The following is a 20,579-nucleotide window of genomic DNA, read 5'->3' as shown; positions in this document are numbered from 1 at the left end:
AATGGCAAAAGAAAAGAAACGCAAAAGTCTGGGCCGTGGCCTGTCCGCTCTACTTGGGGATGAAACCGCAAGTGTTGTGGAAGAACAACCGCTTAACGCAGAAGCTTCAAGTGCTGCAGGCACAATAGGTGCCGAAGTGGTCCAACTTAATGCAGGAAATCAAAAAACGGTGCCTATCTCCTTGTTAATTCCGGGGAAATACCAGCCGCGCCATATTTTTGAAGAAGAAGCCATCGAAGGTTTGGCCGAATCCATTAAAGAGAAAGGGATTTTGCAGCCGATCCTAGTTCGCCCGCACCCAAATCACACGGGCGAATATGAAATTATCGCAGGCGAACGTCGCTGGCAGGCCTCTCAACGTGCCCAGCTTCATGAAGTTCCGGTCATCGTTAAAGAAATGGATGACCGGGATGCAGCTGAAATTGCTTTGGTGGAAAACCTGCAGCGCCAGGACCTGTCGCCCCTGGAAGAAGCCGAAGGCTATAACCGTCTGATGGAAGAATTCAGCCATACACAAGAAGCACTTTCAAAAGCGCTTGGCAAAAGCCGTTCCCACGTGGCCAATATGATGCGTCTTCTGGCTTTGCCGGATGATGTAAAAGGCTTTTTGGAAGATGGCTTGCTTTCGACCGGACATGCGCGTGCCTTGTTGAACTGTGATGCACCGGGGGATGTTGCAAAACAGATCATTAAAAAGGGCTTAAATGTTCGCCAGACTGAAAGCCTGGTAAAAACAGCAGGTGTAAAGGCCCGTCCAGCTGCGAAGAAAGAGAAAGATGCCGATACGGTTGCTCTGGAACGCGACCTGACAGACCTGTTAGGGGTTAAAGTCGGGATCTCTAGTGGGGTGAAAGGCGGAACCTTGACGCTGCAATATACAACATTGGAGCAACTGGATGATCTTCTTCACCGTTTGAGCCATGGCCATCACGGTAAAACAGGTCAGGATCAGGCAAATGATCTTGATCCGGTGAGTGAACAGGATGTGGAAGCGGAATTGAACAAGCTGTAAGCTTCCAGTTATCGCTGAAAATCAAAAAGGCCCACGCATCCGCGGGGCCTTTTTTTGTGGAATGGGCAGGGTTAAAGCTTTAGGCGATATTTCACTTCCCCCAAATCCTGCCCCCAACGGCGGGTGACTTCTTTGGCCTCGATCTTAAAGCCGCAAGATTCATAAAGTGTAGCGGCAGGTTCTAATCCTTCCAACGTATGAAGATAAATTGATTTAAAGCTGCGATCGCGGGCGAAGGCGATGGCCGTTTCCAAAAGCAGGCGACCAAATCCCTGGCCACGGGCTTTGGGGTCAAGAATGAACCATCTCAAATGCGCACCGTCTTGATTGGCGTGACTGCCGTCCAGAGTGATCGATCCATAAAATTTCCCATCTTTTTGCAAAGACCAAATCTGTGAATTGAGCGGTTGATGACTGTCCATAAAATCGCAGAGTTCACGCGCGACAAGAATTTCAAAACTCTCACCCAGGTTCCATCCATCTTGATAGGTTTGACCGTGAAGGGAGGAAACCCAGCCGACCAGGCCGTTTTGATAGCCGGTTTTCAGTGTAAATCCGTTTTTTATCGTCTTCATCGCACACCTTGCAAAAAAGCATTATCACCTGTATTTTTTAGTAGTATATCTTGCAAATTTTGGGCTATAAATAGGGAATGTTGCAATATCGGAATGCAAAAATGCAGAACTGGGATGATTTACGCTATTTCTTATCGGTCGCGCGTAACGGGAGCTTCTCTTCGGCAGCTGAGAGCCTGTTTGTAAATGGCTCTACAGTGGGGCGACGTATCGATCAGCTGGAACGTGACCTCAAATGTAAACTGTTTGATCGCCAACGCCATGGCATGACCTTAACGCCGGATGGTCGTCGTCTGCTGGATCACGTTCAGCAGATGGAAAAATCGGCCGATCAGCTGGAACAGACGCTCGCCGGATCGGATGAAGCTTTAAATGGCCGGGTCAAGATTTCGGTGACCGATGGCATTGGCTCTTTCTGGCTGACGCCCAATCTGGCGGATTTTCAAAAGGCCTATCCGCAAATCGGTCTGGACGTGATGAGTGAGGGACAGTTTGCTGATTTATCGGCCCGCGAAGCCGATATCGCAATTCGATTGAAAGAGCCGACCCAGAATGATCTGATCGTGCGCAAAGTCGGCATGGTCAAATTCCTTGTCTTTGCTTCGCCCGGCTATGTGGATAAATTTGGCACGCCTGCCGATTGGGCTGATCTGGAAGGCCACAAGATCGTGGATTACTTGGGGTATCAGGAAAGCCGCGCCCTTTCATTGTGGCAGGAAACGGTGAAAAACCACGATCAGGTCGCCTTTCAAACCAACAGCGCTATGAGTTTCATCAGCGCGTTAAGGGCGGGTATGGGTATCGGCATGCTGCCCCGGTTTTACAGCCATACGGTAACGGACCTTATGATCCTTGATCTACCGTGTGATTTGTTCGAGATGCCCATTTACCTCGTCACCCACGAACAAACCAGCCAAACCGCACGGATTCAGGCAGTCAAAGACTATATCGGCGGCCTGTTCGACCGCGATCGCCGCGCGTGGTTTAGTTAACGCCGTGCCCGGGCGGCCTGTGCAATGCGCATCAAGGCGCGCGACGTGATGGTTTCTGGTGGGTAGGCGGTGACCTTACAGTCGGCTTCGGCTTGTGTGATGACATCCAAGGCCATGGAAATACGCGGTAAATCCCAGCTGCCCAACTGTTTTTTGAAGTTGGGTGCCTGTTTAAAAATGATGGGCGGGCGCAGTTTGGCCATGGATTGATCGATGTTCAGACCTTTGGTCATATGGCCTTTGGCGAGGTGCAGTTTATGGAAGTGGCGTGCGAGCATGCGCAGGATCATGATGGGCTGGTTGCCTTCGTCAAAACACCGCAAAAGGGCGGTTTCAAGCCCCGCGTGGTCTCCGTTTGCTGCGGCCATAATGACATTGTCGAGTGAGAAAGCCCCGCTGTCACCCACACAAGCCATGGCATGTTCCATGGTCACCGTGGTTTCATCGCCCATATAGATGGCAAGTTTTTCCAGCTCGCCGCGGCTGACCTGACGGTCGGAGCCTAGATGGTTCAAAAGATAGCCCATGGCATCGCGATCCGCATTAAGTCCATGTTTTTGAAGGGTTTCACGCACCACAGCGGAGAGACTGCGTCCTTCATCGCCATAGCAGGGAAGGGCGGCAGCGATGGTTTTATCGCCTTCAAACAACTTTCTTAATGATGAACGTGGGCCCAGATCACCGCCTTCCAGCACGATCATGGCATCACCAATAGGATCGGTCAGATAGCCTTTAAAAGCGGCAGAGAGTGAATCTGCTGCATCCTGAATTCGGATAAAGCGTCTGCCCCCCATCATGGACATGGCAGCAGCTTCATCGGCAATAATGGCCGGGTCAGCCTTGACATCAGCGGCTTGCAGGATAACGGAATTAAAGGGATCGTTGATATCTTCCAGTACCAGCCCTGCAAGGGCTTTGGAGCGTTCAAACACCAATCCCTGATCTGGGCCATAGATTAGGATACAGCGGATATCGGGCGGTGGGTTTTTGATAAAACCATCCGCTTTTCCTGCCGTGATCTTCATGAAAAACGCCTTATTTCTTGGATTCTTCGCTCAGTAAATGCACAGCAACCCGGCGATGAATGTCAGTGGCTACGTTCTTAATGGCACGTACACGGGCATCACGTTTGGCAAATTCGGTCCCTGTGGGTGAAGTCAGAATGTTGTAACTGATGACCGACTGGCTGGTCCCTTCCAAGGGAACATTTCCATTCAAAACGAAAGCGGTTTCGACAACTAGGTTGGCGCGGGTTGCAAAATCATCCTTACCAATCCCAAGACCGGAGCTGCTCTCGTTATAATGCACGACAAGCTGATATTTCGGTTTCTTCAGGCGGCCTTTGGTATTGAACAGGGTTAGCAATTCATTGTGAAGCTGTTGGCCTTCACGGTCACGGATTTCCTGGACCCACACGCGTGAAAGTTCACTTTGCATTTGCGTTTTCTGCGCGGTCTGGCGTTTGCCATGAAGCGGCTGATAGCCACAGGCCGTAAGACCTGTGACGAGTAAAATTGCGACAAATGCTTTTAAAATCTGTGACTTAGGCAACAACATTGACGATCCGATTTGGTACAACAATAACTTTCTTTGGTGGGTTACCCCCCAGGACAGCTTGCACTTTTTCTGAAGCCAAGGCCAGTTTTTCAACTTCGCCCTTGTCCATATCCTTTGGAATTTCCAGCTGATCGCGGCGTTTGCCATTGACCTGGATGGGGACAATCACGCTGTCTTCCACGAGCAGGCTTTTGTCTGCAATCGGCCAGGAAACTTCGCACAGGATACTGTCGTGCCCCAGTTCAGCCCAAAGTTCAGCTGTGATATGAGGGATCATTGGCGCGAGCAGACGCACGAGATATTCATAGCCCTCACGCAAGACCCAGCTGTCATCACCTTCAACACCGTCCAGGCTGCCCAGTGTGTTGGTCAGTTCGCGCAGGCGGGCGACGGCCTTGTTGAAATGGAATTTCGCCAGATCATCAGTAACTGCCGCAATGGTTTTATGAACTGAACCGCGTACCTTTTGTGCTTCGGCAGATAGGTTTGCAGGTTGTTCTGACCCTTTGCCTGCAAAGGGCGCCTTGGGTTCGGTGATCAGACGCCACAGGCGATTGACATAACGCCAGGCGCCATCCACACCGGAATCTGTCCATTCCAGATCACGCTCGGGCGGACTGTCAGACAGCATGAACAAACGGGCAGTATCCGCTCCATATGTGGAAATGATCAGTTCCGGATCAACCACGTTTTTTTTTGATTTGGACATTTTGATGGAAGGCCCAACATTGACTGCACGGCCATCATCTTTATGAACCAGCTTGCCATCATCACCTGCAACCGCGTCAGACGGCAGCATCCATTTGCCATCGGCATCCTGATAGGTCTCGTGACAGATCATGCCCTGGGTCAGCAGGCCTTCAAACGGTTCTTCTGCTGACAGATAGCCGCATTTCTTCATGGCCCGGGTAAAGAATCGGGAATAAAGCAGGTGAAGAACGGCATGTTCTACCCCGCCGATATATTGATCCACAGACATCCAGTAATCAGCAGCGGCTTTATCAATGCCGTTTTCCGCTGTTGGTGAACAGTAACGGGCAAAATACCAGGAAGATTCAAAGAAGGTGTCAAACGTGTCTGTTTCACGCTGGGCAGGCTTGCCACAGCACGGACAATCAACATTTTTCCAGGTTGGATGGCGATCCAGCGGGTTGCCTGGCTGGTCGAAATCCACATCTTGTGGCAGTTCCACTGGCAGCTGGTCTGCGGGCACTTCGACAATGCCGCAATCATCACAATGGATCACCGGAATTGGGCAGCCCCAATAGCGTTGACGTGAAACGCCCCAATCACGCAGGCGATAATTGACTTCTTTTTTACCGATATCCAGCTCTGCACATTTGGCGAAGATTGCTTTTTTTGCCTCATCCACGCTCATGCCCGTCATGAAATCAGAATTGATCATGATGCCATCTTCGGTATAGGCCTCATTTTCAATCGCAAAATCATCTCCGGCATCTTTTGGGCGAACAACTGGAACCACAGGCAGATCGTACTTGCGGGCGAAATCCAGGTCGCGCTGATCCCCACTTGGGCAGCCAAAGATCGCGCCTGTGCCATATTCCATCAAAACGAAGTTGGCGACATAAACAGGCAGTTCCCAGCTGTCATCTAACGGATGTTTGACCTTCAGGCCGGTATCAATGCCTTTTTTCTCTGCCTTTTCGATGGCTTCCTCGGAAGTCCCCATTTTGTTGCATTCTTCAATGAAGGCCTGTAGATCGGGATTTTTGTCAGCCAGTTCAGCCGCCAGCGGGTGGTTGGCAGAGATTGCGCAGAAAGACGCGCCATAAAGCGTATCCGGACGAGTTGTGTAAACTTCCAGCGAATCGTCGCGACCTACGAGTTTCCAGGCCAGGCGCATCCCTTCAGAACGGCCGATCCAGTTTTCCTGCATGATGCGGACTTTATCGGGCCAGCGATCCAGCCCTTTAAGGGCGGTGCGCAGATCTTCAGCGTAATCGGTAATTTTCAGGAACCATTGGTTCAGCTTGCGACGTTCAACCGGAACGCCGGAACGCCAGCCACAGCCATCAACCACTTGCTCGTTCGCCAGAACGGTGTTTTCCACCGGATCCCAGTTTACCCAGCTTTCTTTGCGATAAACCAGATCGTTTTTCAGGAAATCCAGGAACATTTTTTGTTCGTGCTTGTAGTAATCCGGATCGCACGTTGCAATCTCACGGTCCCAATCATAAGAAAGCCCCATGGTTTTCAGCTGGGCGCGCATATCTTCAATGTTTTTATAAGTCCATTTGCCCGGATGAACGCCAGCGTCCATTGCAGCGTTTTCCGCCGGCAGGCCAAAAGCATCCCAACCCATGGGGTGAAGAACGTTAAAACCGCTGGCTTTTTTATAACGGGCAACCACGTCCCCAAGCGTATAGTTGCGCACATGGCCCATGTGAATGCGACCTGACGGATAGGGGAACATCTCCAGGACATAGTATTTTTCTTTAGAGGTGTCTTCGGTGACTTTAAAGGTGTCGTTTTTGTCCCAGTAAGACTGCCACTTCGATTCGGTTTCTTTAAAATTATAACGGGCCATGGTTTTCTTTATATATATATGTCATTCTCACACGAGCATGCCTGAGAATCTTTTAGGTGAGGAGAAAAAGGCCCTCATTTTTATAAATGAGGGCGACGTCAGGATTATTGAGTTGCGCTTTCGCTGCGAAGCTGGCGCGCGCGGGTCAGAATTGCATTTTCAATGTCGATAACGGCCTTCGGGTCCATCGGGACGGCTTGCCATTCGTTTGTCGCTGATTTCATTTGTCTGAAAGCGGCGACACGGATGCCGTCAGCGCGCAGGGCCTGACCAAGAATATAGACATTTAATTTGAAGCGTTCGTTATTTGCTGCACTCGGGCTATGCCAATCGGTCAAAACCACGCCGCCAAAGGGGTCGGCAGATGCCAATGGCATAAAGGAGATCGTGTCCAATGTCGCGCGCCATAAATAAGCGTTAACGCCAATGCCTGTGCCTTGGGTGCCGCGTTTATCTTCATCGCCACCAAATGTCAGGCCGTCACCGCCGAAAATAGATTCTTTCTGGGCGTCTCTTTTTTGCCATTTATCATTGGGGCGCTGGAATGTGTCCGGCCCGGTGATATTCATACCTTCACAGGCAGTAAGAATCCCAAGCATTAAAGTAAGGGCGAAAAAACGAGAGAGATATGACATCGTTTGCAGACCTGAATTGTGATTGCTTCTACTTCCAGAAAAGATATGCCTGCCATGGGCAGAAAAAGCAAGATATATAAGGGGAATTGCACAAGTCTGTGGGGATTGGGGAAAAGCCGATTGTGTTTTTTTTGCAACAGTGGTGAAAAAAGGACACAGGATTGTGTTTGTCGTGCTTGACCTTGGGGTTCCAAATACATTTAATACATCCACGCAAACGGTGTATGGGTACACCATATGCAAAAGTTGTTTTTAAAACTTAAACCTTTTAAGGGGATATCTAAATGAAAAAGTTTCTCGCGGGCACAACTGCTCTCGTAGCTGCTGCAGTCGTAGCAGGTCAAGCTCAAGCTGCTGATCCAATCAAACTGTCTTTGGGTGGCTTCGCTCAAGCATGGGTTGGTTACGCTGACCAAGAAACTGTTGGTACAAACGATTACGCCTCTGTAACTGTTCAACAGGACACAGAAATTTACTTCCGTGGTTCTACTAAACTCGACAACGGCCTGACTGTTGGCGTTGTGATTGACAAAGAAGCTGACTCTAACGCGACAGTACAAGATGACGTGTATGTGTCTGTTTCATCTGACGCTCTGGGTACAGTTCGTTTGGGTGCAACTAAAGGCGCTTCTTACGGTTTGTCTCACGCTTCTCCTGATGTTGGCATCGGCCACAACGATGGCGACATTCAAAACTGGATCGCTTCCAACATCACAAATGCTGACTTTGCGAACAACACTTTTACAAGTGGTGCTGATGGTCAGAAAGTTGTTTACCTGACACCTAACTTCGGTGGCTTCCAAGCTGGTGCTTCTTACGGTATTGTTCCTGAGTCTCCAACTGGTACTGTAAACGTTGGTGGTACAAGTACTACTTCTGATATCCAGTATAACGTTGGTGTTGCTTACAATGGTGACTTCGGTGGTGTATCTGTCGGTGCTGACGTAAACTACGAACTGATTGATAACGGTGGTACTAATGGTACTTCTGTAAACAACGAGTCAAAAGGTCGTGCAGGTTTGTCTATCGGCGTTGCTGGTTTCACTATCGGTGGTTCTTACATTGCTAAAAATAACGTTGGTGCTGTAAGCTCTAAAGATATGACTGGTTGGGATGCTGGCGTATCTTACGAAACAGGCCCATACGGTGTGTCTTTCTCTTACATGTCTTTGTCTCAAGACGACAAAACTGCTGGTTCTGTAGCTGCAGTTCAAGAAGACGAGAAAGACTCTTGGATGATTTCCGGTTCTTATGATCTCGGCGCTGGCGTAGCTCTTAAAGGTTCTGTCTTCGGTGCAGACTTTGACGACGCTTCTGCTACAGGCACAAACGCTCTCGACAACGACGGTTTCGGTGTTGTTGCTGGCCTGAGCATTTCTTTCTAATCTGAAAAGATATAGATAGAAGTCTTAAAGATTGGGGCGCTACCTTCGGGTAGTGCCCTTTTCTTTTGCGTTGCAATATTGCAACAGCGAATAAAAATCAGAGTTATTATCAATAAAATACTTTCCTCTCAAACTAAGAATGATTATTAATCTCTTTATGGTGTGTGTTGACTAATATTCTTAAAGAATGAGGAAAATAATGAAAAAGTTTTTAGCTGGCACAACAGCTCTTGTAGCCACTGCAATTGTTGCAGGTCAGGCACAAGCTGCAGATCCAATTAAATTGTCATTGGGCGGTTTTGCCGAAGCATGGGTTGGGTATGCTGACCAGGAAGCTGTTGGTGACAATGACTATGCTTCAGCAACGGTTCAACAGGACACCGAAGTACATTTCACAGGTTCTACAAAACTGGACAACGGCCTGACTGTCGGTGTTACGATTGAGATGGAAGCTGATTCAAACGCCACAGAGCAAGACGAGGTCTTTGTTTCTGTCGCATCCGACTCTCTTGGTGAACTGCAAATTGGTGTAGTACCGGGTGCTGCAAATGCTATGGGTAACATTGCACCAGAAGTTGGTATTGGCAACAATGATGGCGATGTTGAAAACTGGATTGCTTCCAACATTACAAATGCTGACTTTGCGAACAATACGCTGACTGCTGGTGACACTGGTCAAAAAGTTGTTTACTACACGCCAAACTTTGGTGGTTTCCAGGTGGGCACTTCCTACGGTATCATCCCTGAAGTTCCAGCAAGCACAGTAAATGTTGGTGGTACAAACACAGGTTCTGACATCCAGTATACCGTTGCTGTCGCATATAGCGGCGACTTTGGCGGCGTTTCTGTTGCTGCGGATGCTGGCTACGAGTTGATCGATAACGGCGGGACAAACGGTACATCTGTAAACAACGAATCAGTTGGTCGTGCAGGTCTGAATGTTGGCGTTGCTGGCTTCACCATTGGTGGGTCTTACATTGCCAAGGACAATGTTGGTTCTGTAAGCTCCAAAGACATGACAGGTTGGGATGCTGGTGTTTCTTATGCGACTGGCCCATACGGTGTGTCTTTCTCTTACATGTCGCTGAGCCAGGATGACAAAACTGCCGGTTCTGTAGCGGCTGTGCAGGAAGATGAAAAAGATACCTGGATGGTTTCCGGATCTTATGACCTGGGCGCTGGCGTTGCATTCAAAGGTTCTGTTTTTGGTGCAGACTTTGATGATGCTTCTGCAACGGGCACAAATGCTCTCGACAATGACGGTTTCGGCGTTGTTGCTGGTCTGGAAGTGTCCTTCTAATCTGATTTAGAAGAACGTACATGGAAAGGGCGTTTCCTTATAGAGGGCGCCCTTTTTCTATGTCAGGAGTGACCCGATCCCGGCAAAGCCGCAGGCCCGGCTTGTGATCAGCCGTTGTGCGGTTTTTGGGTTTATCCCCCCAAGTCCATATGTTTTCAGACCCTTGGTGCGGCTAAGTTTTTGAAAGGTCCAGGGACCCAGTGTTTTGCCACCCGGATGGCTTTGGGTCGCAAAGATGGGGGAGATTAGGACAGCATCCAGCCGGGCTTTTTGTGCTGCATTCAAGGCCCGTGCTGAATGGCAGGCAGCCGTGAAGATCAGGCTTGGCCTGGCCCGCCTGAGATACCCACATCCCGCAATTTTCCGAACGGTTTTTTCCGGGAAATGGACTCCATCCAACTGATGGCGAAGGGCGAGGGAAGGGCTGTCAGAAACCAAGATCTTGATCTTATGTTTGCGACATACGGGCTTGATCTTGAAAATAATGTTTGTCTTTTCCTGTTCGCTGAAATGGCGCACAATGACCGCTGACCCCTTGGGTAAAAGAGGGATAAAATCGCTTGGGTCTGGTAGTCGTTTCGCATCCGTCATAAGAAAGAGCGGGGGAAAATTGGCATCAGGTGCATTCAAGCGATTGAGCCGGAGGGCCAGCTCTGATAGGTTGCGGCTCATGAGACACCTTTTTATTCAATGATGGGGCCATTTATGGGTATCGCAGAAAATCTTGCGCAAGTGAAGGATTCTATTGCAGAGGCAGCCACACAGGCATCGCGCCAACCAACAGATATTGATCTGGTTGCGGTCAGTAAAGTCCATCCGGCCGAGACGGTGCGCGAAGCTTTGGTTGCCGGACAAAGGGTTTTCGGGGAAAACCGCGTGCAGGAAGCCCAGGGCAAATGGCCTGCCCTGAAAGAAGAATTTGATGGTGTACAGCTTCATCTGATCGGCAGTCTGCAAACCAATAAAGTCAAAGATGCTGTTGCACTGTTTGATGTCATTGAAACGGTGGATCGCCCCAAACTGGCCCGCGCTATCGCGAAAGAGCAGGAAAAACAGGGCAAATCGCTGGATGTCTATCTGCAGATCAATACGGGGGAAGAAGACCAAAAAGGCGGTTGCTTGCCTGCGGAAGCAGATGGATTTATCAAACTTTGTCGTGACGAGCTGAATTTATCGATCAAGGGGTTGATGTGTATCCCGCCTGCCGATGAAGAACCTAGTCTGCATTTTGCTTTTCTGCGTGAACTGGCCAAACGTCACGGTTTGAACTGTCTGAGCATGGGGATGAGTGGTGATTATGAAACGGCAATTCGTTTTGGGGCCACATCTGTGCGGGTTGGAACAGCTATTTTTGGGACCCGTCCAAAAAAACTATAGACGGATTTCCATCACTGTTTCTTCTGTGACAGATTTCAAGATTTTCAGCATAACATCCTGTGTCACGGCCACGCAGCCTTCGGTGGCTTCAAAATGGGGGCGTGCCAGATGGAAAAAGACAGCGCTGCCTTTATAGGGTACGGGCGGGTCGTCGTTATGGCCCATGACCACAATTACATTATAGATATGATCGTCGCGCCAAAGGACTTCGTGGCTGGCGACAAAGGGCAGGGTGACCGGGCGGTTATAGTCTGCATGGGTCGGATCATCGCACCAGCCGTCCTGTTTGGTAATTTCTGCGACGTTTAAGGTGGTCTCAGGGCGTTTTAGCCTGTCAGGGCGATAGAGAACGCGTTTCAGCTTAAAACGGCCCACAGGGGTTGCGCCATCGCCTTCTCGCTTGTCTTGCAGGACGCCTCCTTTACCCAGAGCACAGGCATAGGTGCGACCCTGCCACATCAGTTTATGATCGGCGAAAACGGTGATGACATTATCTGTGGACATTTATCAGCTCTTTGGCGGCACTTGCTGGGTATAACGATCCATATTCTGCGACATCATCTGGGTAAACCAGGCATTGTCCGTGGTTTGGTTTAACTGAGACGTCGTTGTCGGCATGGGTGCTGCAGGTTGCGGTGCTGCCTGTGCAGGCTGGATTGGCTGTTGCTGCTGTTGCAGGGATTGCGCTTCGGCCTGCATACGCTGTGTCTTAACGTCGCGGGCAAAGGCCTGCAGCGCACTTAAAGACTCATTGTGCGTCTCTTTTGCAAGGAAACCCGTATATTGTTTCGGTTGGTTAATTTGCTGAACAGAGGCCAATTCCGGGGTTGGTTGTGGCTGAACACGGGTAAAGCTGCTGACTTCGGCTGCAGGTGTGCGCGTTGGACGTTCCGTTGGGAAAGGGTGATCGGCTTCCAGCGGGGCGGACCAGGTTCCCGCTGAACCTGCGCCTTTGGAAGAGGTATTCGGGGTTGGCATGGGGGCGACTGGGATTTCCTGGGCAATATTCGGGTTCATGAAATCCTGCAGTTCGGCCATGCGCAGGCTTGCTTCACCCGCAGCAAAGGCATCGGCTTCACTTTTTGGAATGATTGGGGCAAAACCGGACGCCGCAGATGTTGGCGGGGCCCAGGGTTTATTATCGGCAACCATGGTGGGATTGTCCTCGGGGACTTCATCGCCGTCAAACCAGGCAACCACATGGTCGCCCATATCTTTTCCGGTATTATGTTCTAAAACCACGTTGAAGGTAGAAGCCGCCAATCCAATGGGGCCGCCATATAACGTACCGCCTGCAAGGCGCGCACCGGGATCAATTTCATCTCCGGTCAGGGATCGATAGGCTGTTGCGACCACCGGGATATGTTGTAACGGGTTGACCATATCGACGAAATCCCAAAAGGAAAATCCGTCGTCGCCAAAGAAGTTGAATTCACCGTCCCCTTTGGCATCCGGATTATTTTTATCCTGGCCTGCTTCCTGTGGTGACAGGGCGACCTGCGTATAATCTGTATTGACCATGGCTGCTCTTTCCAATGTCATTATCGCTCTCAATTATATTTTGAGAGTGACATTGCAGACTCCGTGCCAGAAAAATAAGTCAATTATATCAAATGTTTATATATGTGTTCTTGGGGGTATAGGTAAAAAATACCGCCCCTGCAGCCTCTGCGGTTACAGATAATGCCCACCTTTGGTCGCCTTGGCGAAAATGTAAGGTTCGTTATGTTTGTTGGTGGCAAAAGCATGTTCGACGCGTTCCACTACATCTACGTCACAAGATTTCAGAACGCTGACTTTTTCAGGGTTGTTGGTCATCAGGCGGACCTGATTAACCCCTAGATGGGACAAGATCTGTGCGGCTGGCAGATACACTCGTTCATCCGCATCAAAGCCCAGTTGTTCGTTGGCATCAAAGGTATCTACGCCTGTATCCTGCAGTTTATAGGCGCGCAGTTTGTTCACCAGCCCAATGCCGCGGCCTTCTTGGGCGAGGTAAAGAAGGATACCTGATCCATTTTCAGCAATGGCCTGAATGGCACCGCGTAACTGATCGCCACAGTCACAACGCAGGCTGCCGATCAAATCCCCTGTAAAACATTCTGAATGAATGCGGATCAGCACGGGATCATTGGGGTTTGGCGTGCCGATAATAATGGCGAAATGTTCAATGCCACCGTCTGAGGGGCGGAAAGCAACGATCTTGGTGTCTGGCGCGTCAGCCAGTGGAACTTGGGCGTCGCTGACAGCACGTAATGATCGGGCTGCTGTTTCTTCATAGCCAAAGATATCGCTGGCTTTCAGGATCAACAGATGTTCGTCCTTAAGCCATTGTTCAATGTTATCCGGTTTGTCGTCCCCTTCTAGGCGTACGGTGATGCAGGATGGGATGAGGCGCGCGAGTTTGGCGAGACCAATGGCTGCATTTTCCCCACTTTTTAAAGGCACATCATTGAATTTAATGTCGAAAAAGTCGTTCTTGGAAATCTGCGCCAGTGGATTAACCAACCCTTCAATCAGGTCTGGGCGCAGCGCCTTGCCCATTTCCACACAGACAGCCTTGTTTTTAAACTGTCCCAGACCCAGTGTATGAACACGTTTGGAGCTGAGAATCAGATGCGGCTGGTTGTTCGATAAGTCTTTTAAGCGCTGAATCAGCGTTTTTGTCGCCCCTTCAGACGCCAGGGCCAAGGTCAAAGCGCCTTGTTCACCTTCAATCACCACAATTTGTCCGCGGCGCAGATCGGAAATGGCACGATCAACAGCCAGCAAGGACGGGGTCTGGGCTGTGGTTTCAGTCTCAGTCAGGGTGATGGAAAGGCGATGGGGCATATTAAAAGCGCATATATAAAAATCCAAAGGTCCCCTTATTTAGGCGCAAAGTGGATTTTTCACAATAGTGTTATCTATGCGTGAGCCCTCTGTACGTAAGATTTTTTAGTTGTTATGGTGACTTAATACAGTTTTTTTGAGAAAGAGGCATCAAATGTCCAATGCAAAACGTGTCCTGATGGTTGATGATGACGATTCGCTGCGTCAGATGTTATGTGAACAACTTCAATTGCACGAAGATTTCGATGTGGTCGAAGCTGACGGGGCGACCTCTGCCCTGGAAGCGGCCAAGAAAGATACGTTTGATGTGGTGATCCTGGATGTGGGTTTGCCAGACATGGACGGTCGCGATGTCTGCCGTCTGATGCGCAAGCAAGGCGTGAAATGCCCGATCATTATGCTGACAGGGGCCGATACGGACGCCGATACTATCCTTGGTCTGGATGCAGGGGCCAATGATTATATCACCAAGCCGTTCCGCTTGGGTGTGTTACTGGCCCGCCTGCGTGCCCATCTGCGTCAGCACGAACAAAGCGAAGATGCGGTCTTTAATGTGGGGTCTTACAGCTTTCAGCCTGCTTCCAAACTGTTGGTGGAAGCAGAAACGGAAAAGAAAATTCGCTTAACCGATAAAGAAACCAATATTATCAAGTTCCTCTACCGTTCCGGGGGTAAAGTTGTGGGGCGCGATACGCTTTTGGATGAGGTCTGGGGCTATAATGCCGGGGTGACCACCCACACGTTGGAAACCCATGTGTACCGCTTGCGTCAGAAGATTGAAAAGGACCCCAGCAATGCCCAGATTCTGGTGACAGAACCAGGTGGCTATAAGCTGGTGCCATAAATTTTAACCGGGGGGCGAAATTGAAAGAATTTTTCGGACTGGGGGGCAGTCAAAAAATACCGGCACGGGTTCAGTCTGCAATCATTGAACAGCAGAATGCATCAGAACGGCTGGTTGGTTGGATTCAGTTGGCGGTGGTGGCGACTTTTGGCACGCTCTATGCCATTTCGCCCAAAACTTTTCATCCGGATGTGGAATTCGTTCCCGTTCCCTATGTTTTGTCCCTCTATTTTGTCTTCACGGTCATCCGGTTGATCTTAAGTTACAAGATGCGTCTGCCGGGCTGGGTCATTGGCCTGTCCATCGTGGCGGATATCCTGTTGCTGTTCGGCACGATCTTTAGTTTTCATCTACAATATATGCAGCCGCCAAGCTTCTATCTGAAGGTCCCGACTCTTCTCTATATTTTTATTTTCATTGCCTTACGTACTCTGCGGTTTGAAGCGCGTTATATTCTGCTCAGTGGTCTGGCGGCCGTTATCGGTTGGGCGATCATGGTCGGTTATGTGGTTGCACATGATGATATGGATACCATGGTGACCCGTGACTACGTGCAGTATATGACCTCGAACAGCGTTCTGATCGGGGCGGAATTTGATAAGATCGTTTCAATCATCTTAGTTTCCGTCATTTTGGGGTTGGCGGTGGTACGGGCACGGACCTTGCTGGTTCAGGCAGTTTCACAGACCCAGGCCGCGCAATCTCTATCGCGTTTTTTCTCTGATGACCTGGCTGATCATATTAAATCTTCGGAAAGCGATGCCAGCATTGGTGATGTGGTTTCGCGCGAAGCTTCTATCCTGAATGTGGATATTCGTGGCTTTACCCCGCTGACCAAACGATCCACCCCGAAAGAACAGATTGAACTGATCACGGAATATCATGCCCGTATCGTCCCTGTGATTTCAGGCTTGAAAGGCCATGTGGATAAATTTACGGGTGACGGCATCATGGCTTATTTCGGTGTTCTGGCCGAATCCGATACCCATGCCTTTGATGCGCTGAAGGCGATGGAAGAGATTATCAAGGCGTCGGACGTCTGGAACGAAGAAAGAAAAGCGGCCGGTCTTGACCCTGTCGTTATTCATGCGTCCTGTGCTTCCGGTCCCATTGTTTTTGGGGTGATCGGGGAAGAACATCGTCTGGAATATACCGTTATTGGGGATGCGGCCAATGTATCAGCCAAGATGGAAAAACAGACCAAGTTGGAAGGCGTGCGCGCCATTGCCACACGCGAGACCCTGGAATGTGCTTTAAGGCAGGGCTATGAGAGGGTCGAAGACCAATGGGAACTGCGTGAAAAGCGTGATGTCGCTGGTGTGGATCACCCGCTGGATGTGATTGTGCTGAAGGAATAGAACAACCCCACCGGACTCGTGTCCCGGCGCAGACCGGGACCTTTATCTATCTGAATTCACGAGGCCCCGGCCTGCGCAGGGGAATCAGGAAATTCTATCCAGTTTTGTCTCATAAAGTGATTTATTTTCGATATCGAAACAACAGAAAATAATTTCCTTGATTGAAGGCTCGTTTTTTGTAAAATCAGCGACATTTCCAACGATAAGTTTGGCCGCACGCTCTTTTGGGAAGCCATAAATGCCTGTAGAAATATTTGGAAAAGCAATAACTTGTAGTTTTTTCTTAAAGCAAACTCTTAGACAGTTAAAGTAACAGTTGAGCAAGAGCTGGTCGGCTTCATCCGGGCTATGTTGCGTCCAGATCGGGCCGACAGTATGGGCGATATGGCGGGCCTTCAGGTTAAATCCGGGGGTGAGTTTGGCTTCCCCTGTTTTACATCCCCCAAGGGTGCGACAATAGTCCAGAAGCGCGGGTCCGGCCGCGCGATGAATGGCGCCATCCACACCACCGCCGCCCAGCAAGGATGCGTTGGCGGCATTGACGATGATATCGACATCCAGCGTTGTAATATCACCTTTTAGGACGCGTAAAGTTGCCAAACCCTATCTCCCTATGTTCTAATCTGAATTAGAGTAATTAAAAATAAGACATGTTATACAGGGAAGTCGAACCTTTTGGGAGGTGACATGAGCGGACAGATCAATCAAGCCGGGCCTGCCTTTCTGGTAGAAGAAATGGCGCTGGCCCGCAAAGTGCACACAGATGATGTGTTTCAGTGGCTGGCGAAAGGCTGGGCTGACACCAAAGCGTTAAAAGGGGTAAGCATGACATATGCTGCCCTTTTTTTATTGGGTGGCCTTTTTATTTCCTTCGGGTTTTATCATCTGGATGTGCCCTATCTCATCCTGCCGTCGCTGTCGGGGTTTCTGCTGATCGGCCCGGCCATTGCCATTGGCTTTTATGAAGGCAGCCTGCGTCGCCAACGCGGCGAAGAATTTGGCTTGGGTCATGCGATCTTCGCCTTTAACCGCAATACTTATTCGCTGATGGCCATGGGGATTGCGCAAGTATTTCTCTTTATGGTGTGGATCAGACTGTCTTTTACCTTTTTTGCTGTGGCCTTCCCCGGTGTACAGCCGGAATGGGGGCCGATTCTGGAACGCGCGATTTCCATGGATGGACTGCATTTCGCCGTGATGATTGTTTGTCTGGGCGCAGTTTTTGCCACCATCATCTTTTTTACGGGGGCATTTTCGCTGCCATTGATGATTGATCGGCAAACGGTCTTGATTCCGGCCATGCTGGCCAGTGCCTATGCGGTTTACATGAATTTGCGGGTGATGGTGCTGTGGGCCTTTTTAGTGGTTTTGCTGATGTTTGCCGGATTAATTACCGGAATTGGTCTGATTGTGACGTTTCCTTTGGTGGGTCATGCCACCTGGCACGCATATCAACAGGTAATGGGATCTGACTGAATGAAAGATAATGTTGAGGGACCGACCAAAAGCTATTTGGTGGAAGAAATGGCATTGGTCAGGAAAGTGGAAACCGAAGATGTGTTTTCCTGGCTGGCGAAAGGTTGGACTGATACCAAATATTTAAAAAAGGTCAGTATGACTTATGCTGGAATTTTTCTGGTATTGGGGCTGATCATTTCCTTTGGCTTTCATTTTGCCGGACTACCTTATCTGATTTTCCCGTCCATTTCCGGTTTCCTGCTGGTCGGTCCGGCCATTGCGGTTGGTTTTTATGAAGGCAGCCTGCGTCGCCAAAATGGGGAAGAGTTTAAACTGATCCATGCTTTTTTAGGATTTCGGCGCAATACGCTTGCGATTATGGCCGTCGGGATTGCGCAGGTGTTTCTGTTTCTCGTCTGGATCAAGATGGCCTTCACGGTTTTTGCGGTTTCTTTCCCTGGTGTGATGCCGGAATGGGGCGCGATCTTTGAACGGGTCTTTTCCATGGAAGGGGTGAATTTTGCGATTTTACTGGCCGCTGAAGGCAGTATGTTTGCGTTGGGCATCTTCCTGACCGGGGCTTTTTCTCTGCCGTTGATGGTGGATCGCAAAACCATGATCATTCCGGCCATGATTACCAGCGTTTATGTGGTCATCAGGAATATCCATGTGATGATTCTGTGGGCGGTGATGATTACCGCCATTATGTTTACTGCGCTGGTCAGTGTGTTTGGGCTAATCTTTGCTTTCCCCTTGATCGGGCACGCCACCTGGCATGCCTATCAACAGATCATGCCGCGTGATTAATGTGACGTGCATTTGTCAGGATTATCTTCACATACATTTTTTGCTGTGTTGTACAGAATCTGTCCAGGATCAAGACTGTCTGTAAATTCCTGCCAAGTGCATGAACTTAAAGCAAAAGAAAAGGATAAAACCAATAACATCTTTTTCATGAATTGCTTCCTTTCAGTTTTTTAACTGTGTTTGTGGTGGAAAAGCCATCTTCCAGTTGGGCAAGGAAGACGCGCCCTCCATTTTGCTGGATCAGTTCAGCACCCACCACCTGATCAATGGTGTAATCAGCCCCCTTGATCAAGACGTCTGGCAGCAGGGCAGATAAGGTTTCCATTGGGGTATCTTCTTCAAAGATTACCACCATATCCACATCGCCCAGCGATGACAGCACGGTTGCGCGTGCCATCTCTGTCTGTACCGGGCGTTCTTCACCTTTCAGGCGTTTGACAGAGGCATCGCTGTTCAAACCAATGATCAGTTTGTCACATTGATTGGCCGATTGTTTGATCAGGGAAATATGTCCTGGGTGCAGCAGATCAAAGCAGCCATTGGTAAATCCGACTTTCAACCCTTGGCGTTGCCAGCGGATGACTTTGTCTTTTGCGCCTTCACGGCCCAGTATCTTGGCTTCTGCCTGGCTGATATCCTGATGATGTAGCGCATTGATCAATTCTTCTTGATAAACACTGGCTGTGCCCATTTTGGCGACCACAAGACCTGCTGCCACATTGGCAAGGTCTGCGCCGTCTTCCAGGGAAGCACTCAGGCCAATGGCCATGGCAAGGGTCGCAACAACCGTGTCACCCGCCCCGGATACATCAAAGACTTCGCGCGCTTCGGTCGGCAGATGGACCACATCACCGTCTTTGGTCACAAGGGTCATGCCGTCTTGTGATCGGGTGGCCAGTACATTTTCAATGCCACAGGTTTCAATGATATGCTTGGCGGCTGCGACTATAGAGCTATCACTGTCACAGGCCATTTGGCTTGCTTCTGACAATTCCTTACGGTTTGGCGTCACCAGCGTGGCCCCACGATATTTACTGTAATCCACACCTTTGGGATCAACAATTACCGGAATGTCTGCTTTTTTTGCCAAAGCGATCAGATTTTCAGGGGCATCATTTTCCAGAACGCCTTTGCCGTAATCCGACAAGACCATCACGTTAACAACGCCCAGGCTTTCTGCCACATCCAGCAAAAGGTCCTGATGCTGTTGATCATTTAAGGGCGCGACCTGTTCGTGGTCTGCGCGTAGCATCTGCTGATTTGATGCCATATAGCGGGTTTTCAGGGAAGTCGGGCGGTTGCTGTCCATGATCAGATTGGCGGTGCAATGATCATCCTCGTTCAACAGGGCAGCGACTTCACGCCCGGCGTCATCTTCACCGATCAACCCGCAGAAGCGTGCATTGGCACCAAGGCTCAGGAGATTGCGCACCACATTGCCGGCACCGCCCAGCATCGATTCTTCGCGTTCAATACGCATGACAGGAATAGGAGCTTCAGGTGAAATGCGATCGACGGACCCATAGACGAAACGGTCCAACATAATATCGCCGATACACAGGATTTCGATGTTTGAGGCGCGGTTGATCAGATCAACATGACGGGCACGGGACATAATAGTAATTCTTTGAATGACATGGCCAATAAAAAAGCCTTTATAGCGCGCCTTTTCAATCGGTGAAAGCGTTGGATGCACAGAGTTTACGCAAATTTTGAAATATTTGGAAATAAATGAAATTATTGCAGAAAAACCATCGCAATATTTATGTGTTTATATGAAAGGGTGAAACGGACATGCCTTTTGATCGGGCGTTTCAACAGGTCAGGTTTGAATTCCCCTTTAAACACGCCCTTATTGATTATTATTGAAACGTCCGAACTTTTTGTCCGTCGAGAAAA

At 49.6% G+C, this 20,579-nt stretch carries 20 protein-coding genes; 9 read left to right on the top strand and 11 right to left on the bottom strand.

The features are described 5' to 3' along the window. The first annotated feature begins 1 nt into the window (after position 1). The gene (locus tag RYZ26_RS09715) at positions 2 to 1,012 is read left to right on the top strand and encodes a ParB/RepB/Spo0J family partition protein (protein WP_317683004.1); all 1,011 of its coding nucleotides are present in this window, start codon (positions 2 to 4) and stop codon (positions 1,010 to 1,012) included. 71 nt (positions 1,013 to 1,083) lie between these two features. Here the strand turns inward: RYZ26_RS09715 and RYZ26_RS09710 are convergent, their stop codons facing one another. Next, a complete protein-coding gene (locus RYZ26_RS09710; RefSeq protein ID WP_317683003.1) occupies positions 1,084 to 1,587 on the bottom strand; it encodes a GNAT family N-acetyltransferase in 504 nt (167 codons plus the stop codon). Positions 1,588 to 1,688: 101 nt separating this feature from the next. Between RYZ26_RS09710 and RYZ26_RS09705 the strand changes: the two genes are divergently transcribed. Further along, the gene (locus tag RYZ26_RS09705; protein WP_317683002.1) at positions 1,689 to 2,579 is read left to right on the top strand and encodes a LysR family transcriptional regulator; all 891 of its coding nucleotides are present in this window, start codon (positions 1,689 to 1,691) and stop codon (positions 2,577 to 2,579) included. Here the strand turns inward: RYZ26_RS09705 and holA are convergent. The 4 genes from holA to RYZ26_RS09685 all read right to left on the bottom strand — a co-directional run bounded on the left by holA (position 2,576) and on the right by RYZ26_RS09685 (position 7,253). Further along, complete coding sequence (gene holA, locus RYZ26_RS09700; protein WP_317683001.1) at positions 2,576 to 3,604, bottom strand: DNA polymerase III subunit delta; 1,029 nt, start codon at positions 3,602 to 3,604, stop codon at positions 2,576 to 2,578. The genes RYZ26_RS09705 and holA overlap by 4 nt on opposite strands. Before the next feature lie 10 nt (positions 3,605 to 3,614). Next, the gene (locus RYZ26_RS09695; RefSeq protein ID WP_317683000.1) at positions 3,615 to 4,136 is read right to left on the bottom strand and encodes a hypothetical protein; all 522 of its coding nucleotides are present in this window, start codon (positions 4,134 to 4,136) and stop codon (positions 3,615 to 3,617) included. Further along, positions 4,123 to 6,684: a leucine--tRNA ligase gene (gene leuS, locus RYZ26_RS09690; protein ID WP_317682999.1), complete on the bottom strand. Its 2,562-nt coding sequence runs from the start codon at positions 6,682 to 6,684 to the stop codon at positions 4,123 to 4,125. The genes RYZ26_RS09695 and leuS overlap by 14 nt, the downstream gene beginning before the upstream one ends. Positions 6,685 to 6,788: 104 nt before the next feature. Further along, on the bottom strand, positions 6,789 to 7,253 hold the full coding sequence (locus RYZ26_RS09685) for a DUF3576 domain-containing protein (protein WP_317682998.1): 465 nt from the start codon (positions 7,251 to 7,253) through the stop codon (positions 6,789 to 6,791). Positions 7,254 to 7,603: 350 nt separating this feature from the next. Between RYZ26_RS09685 and RYZ26_RS09680 the strand changes: the two genes are divergently transcribed. Together RYZ26_RS09680 and RYZ26_RS09675 are read left to right on the top strand one after the other, a co-directional pair. Continuing rightward, entirely contained in the window at positions 7,604 to 8,704 is a 1,101-nt protein-coding gene (locus RYZ26_RS09680; protein WP_317682997.1) for a porin, read from the top strand. Between the two features lie 199 nt (positions 8,705 to 8,903). Beyond that, positions 8,904 to 10,004 (top strand): porin, encoded by a 1,101-nt coding sequence (locus RYZ26_RS09675; protein ID WP_317682996.1) that lies wholly within the window; start codon positions 8,904 to 8,906, stop codon positions 10,002 to 10,004. Between the two features lie 57 nt (positions 10,005 to 10,061). Here the strand turns inward: RYZ26_RS09675 and RYZ26_RS09670 are convergent, their stop codons facing one another. Next, positions 10,062 to 10,676, bottom strand: a complete 615-nt coding sequence (locus RYZ26_RS09670) for a thiamine phosphate synthase (RefSeq protein ID WP_317682995.1) — start codon at positions 10,674 to 10,676, stop codon at positions 10,062 to 10,064. Between the two features lie 33 nt (positions 10,677 to 10,709). On the opposite strand from RYZ26_RS09670, the gene RYZ26_RS09665 reads away from it, so the two are divergent. Then, a complete protein-coding gene (locus tag RYZ26_RS09665) occupies positions 10,710 to 11,381 on the top strand; it encodes a YggS family pyridoxal phosphate-dependent enzyme (RefSeq protein WP_317682994.1) in 672 nt (223 codons plus the stop codon). On the opposite strand, the gene RYZ26_RS09660 is transcribed toward RYZ26_RS09665, so the two are convergent. From RYZ26_RS09660 to ribA, 3 genes are all read right to left on the bottom strand, one after another. After that, on the bottom strand, positions 11,376 to 11,885 hold the full coding sequence (locus RYZ26_RS09660; RefSeq protein WP_317682993.1) for a L,D-transpeptidase family protein: 510 nt from the start codon (positions 11,883 to 11,885) through the stop codon (positions 11,376 to 11,378). The two genes, RYZ26_RS09665 and RYZ26_RS09660, sit on opposite strands and share 6 nt — an antisense overlap. Before the next feature lie 3 nt (positions 11,886 to 11,888). Next, positions 11,889 to 12,923 (bottom strand): hypothetical protein, encoded by a 1,035-nt coding sequence (locus RYZ26_RS09655; RefSeq protein WP_317682992.1) that lies wholly within the window; start codon positions 12,921 to 12,923, stop codon positions 11,889 to 11,891. Positions 12,924 to 13,055: 132 nt separating this feature from the next. Next, positions 13,056 to 14,213: a GTP cyclohydrolase II gene (gene ribA, locus RYZ26_RS09650; protein ID WP_317682991.1), complete on the bottom strand. Its 1,158-nt coding sequence runs from the start codon at positions 14,211 to 14,213 to the stop codon at positions 13,056 to 13,058. Positions 14,214 to 14,367: 154 nt separating this feature from the next. On the opposite strand from ribA, the gene RYZ26_RS09645 reads away from it, so the two are divergent. After that, a complete protein-coding gene (locus tag RYZ26_RS09645; RefSeq protein ID WP_317682990.1) occupies positions 14,368 to 15,057 on the top strand; it encodes a response regulator transcription factor in 690 nt (229 codons plus the stop codon). A gap of 20 nt (positions 15,058 to 15,077) precedes the next feature. Beyond that, positions 15,078 to 16,415 (top strand): adenylate/guanylate cyclase domain-containing protein, encoded by a 1,338-nt coding sequence (locus RYZ26_RS09640; RefSeq protein ID WP_317682989.1) that lies wholly within the window; start codon positions 15,078 to 15,080, stop codon positions 16,413 to 16,415. A gap of 84 nt (positions 16,416 to 16,499) precedes the next feature. Here RYZ26_RS09640 and RYZ26_RS09635 read toward each other — a convergent pair whose 3' ends face one another. Further along, the gene (locus RYZ26_RS09635) at positions 16,500 to 17,015 is read right to left on the bottom strand and encodes an O-acetyl-ADP-ribose deacetylase (RefSeq protein WP_317682988.1); all 516 of its coding nucleotides are present in this window, start codon (positions 17,013 to 17,015) and stop codon (positions 16,500 to 16,502) included. Positions 17,016 to 17,102: 87 nt separating this feature from the next. Between RYZ26_RS09635 and RYZ26_RS09630 the strand changes: the two genes are divergently transcribed. Next, positions 17,103 to 17,891, top strand: coding sequence for a DUF2189 domain-containing protein (locus tag RYZ26_RS09630; RefSeq protein WP_317682987.1), 789 nt, complete (start codon positions 17,103 to 17,105; stop codon positions 17,889 to 17,891). Beyond that, complete coding sequence (locus RYZ26_RS09625; protein ID WP_317682986.1) at positions 17,892 to 18,680, top strand: DUF2189 domain-containing protein; 789 nt, start codon at positions 17,892 to 17,894, stop codon at positions 18,678 to 18,680. Positions 18,681 to 18,825: 145 nt separating this feature from the next. On the opposite strand, the gene rfaE1 is transcribed toward RYZ26_RS09625, so the two are convergent. Further along, positions 18,826 to 20,295 (bottom strand): D-glycero-beta-D-manno-heptose-7-phosphate kinase, encoded by a 1,470-nt coding sequence (rfaE1, locus tag RYZ26_RS09620; RefSeq protein ID WP_317682985.1) that lies wholly within the window; start codon positions 20,293 to 20,295, stop codon positions 18,826 to 18,828. Between the last annotated feature and the right edge of the window lie 284 nt (positions 20,296 to 20,579).

Source organism: Terasakiella sediminum, from assembly GCF_033100395.1.
GTDB lineage: Bacteria > Pseudomonadota > Alphaproteobacteria > Rhodospirillales > Terasakiellaceae > Terasakiella.
The sequence above is the reverse complement of the archived record's forward strand: the minus strand, read 5'-3'. Positions and strand labels throughout refer to the sequence as shown.

What these genes read in the sequence shown, in the direction of transcription:
- RYZ26_RS09630 (WP_317682987.1), top strand. Translation starts at nt 17,103, where the DNA reads ATGAGCGGACAGATCAATCAAGCCGGGCCTGCCTTTCTGGTAGAAGAA.
- RYZ26_RS09695 (WP_317683000.1), bottom strand. Translation starts at nt 4,136, where the DNA reads ATGTTGTTGCCTAAGTCACAGATTTTAAAAGCATTTGTCGCAATTTTA.
- ribA (WP_317682991.1), bottom strand. Translation starts at nt 14,213, where the DNA reads ATGCCCCATCGCCTTTCCATCACCCTGACTGAGACTGAAACCACAGCC.
- leuS (WP_317682999.1), bottom strand. Translation starts at nt 6,684, where the DNA reads ATGGCCCGTTATAATTTTAAAGAAACCGAATCGAAGTGGCAGTCTTAC.
- RYZ26_RS09680 (WP_317682997.1), top strand. Translation starts at nt 7,604, where the DNA reads ATGAAAAAGTTTCTCGCGGGCACAACTGCTCTCGTAGCTGCTGCAGTC.
- RYZ26_RS09645 (WP_317682990.1), top strand. Translation starts at nt 14,368, where the DNA reads ATGTCCAATGCAAAACGTGTCCTGATGGTTGATGATGACGATTCGCTG.
- RYZ26_RS09655 (WP_317682992.1), bottom strand. Translation starts at nt 12,923, where the DNA reads ATGACATTGGAAAGAGCAGCCATGGTCAATACAGATTATACGCAGGTC.
- RYZ26_RS09660 (WP_317682993.1), bottom strand. Translation starts at nt 11,885, where the DNA reads ATGTCCACAGATAATGTCATCACCGTTTTCGCCGATCATAAACTGATG.
- RYZ26_RS09710 (WP_317683003.1), bottom strand. Translation starts at nt 1,587, where the DNA reads ATGAAGACGATAAAAAACGGATTTACACTGAAAACCGGCTATCAAAAC.
- holA (WP_317683001.1), bottom strand. Translation starts at nt 3,604, where the DNA reads ATGAAGATCACGGCAGGAAAAGCGGATGGTTTTATCAAAAACCCACCG.
- RYZ26_RS09665 (WP_317682994.1), top strand. Translation starts at nt 10,710, where the DNA reads ATGGGTATCGCAGAAAATCTTGCGCAAGTGAAGGATTCTATTGCAGAG.
- RYZ26_RS09670 (WP_317682995.1), bottom strand. Translation starts at nt 10,676, where the DNA reads ATGAGCCGCAACCTATCAGAGCTGGCCCTCCGGCTCAATCGCTTGAAT.
- RYZ26_RS09715 (WP_317683004.1), top strand. Translation starts at nt 2, where the DNA reads ATGGCAAAAGAAAAGAAACGCAAAAGTCTGGGCCGTGGCCTGTCCGCT.
- RYZ26_RS09705 (WP_317683002.1), top strand. Translation starts at nt 1,689, where the DNA reads ATGCAGAACTGGGATGATTTACGCTATTTCTTATCGGTCGCGCGTAAC.
- RYZ26_RS09675 (WP_317682996.1), top strand. Translation starts at nt 8,904, where the DNA reads ATGAAAAAGTTTTTAGCTGGCACAACAGCTCTTGTAGCCACTGCAATT.
- RYZ26_RS09685 (WP_317682998.1), bottom strand. Translation starts at nt 7,253, where the DNA reads ATGAATATCACCGGGCCGGACACATTCCAGCGCCCCAATGATAAATGG.
- rfaE1 (WP_317682985.1), bottom strand. Translation starts at nt 20,295, where the DNA reads ATGTCCCGTGCCCGTCATGTTGATCTGATCAACCGCGCCTCAAACATC.
- RYZ26_RS09625 (WP_317682986.1), top strand. Translation starts at nt 17,892, where the DNA reads ATGAAAGATAATGTTGAGGGACCGACCAAAAGCTATTTGGTGGAAGAA.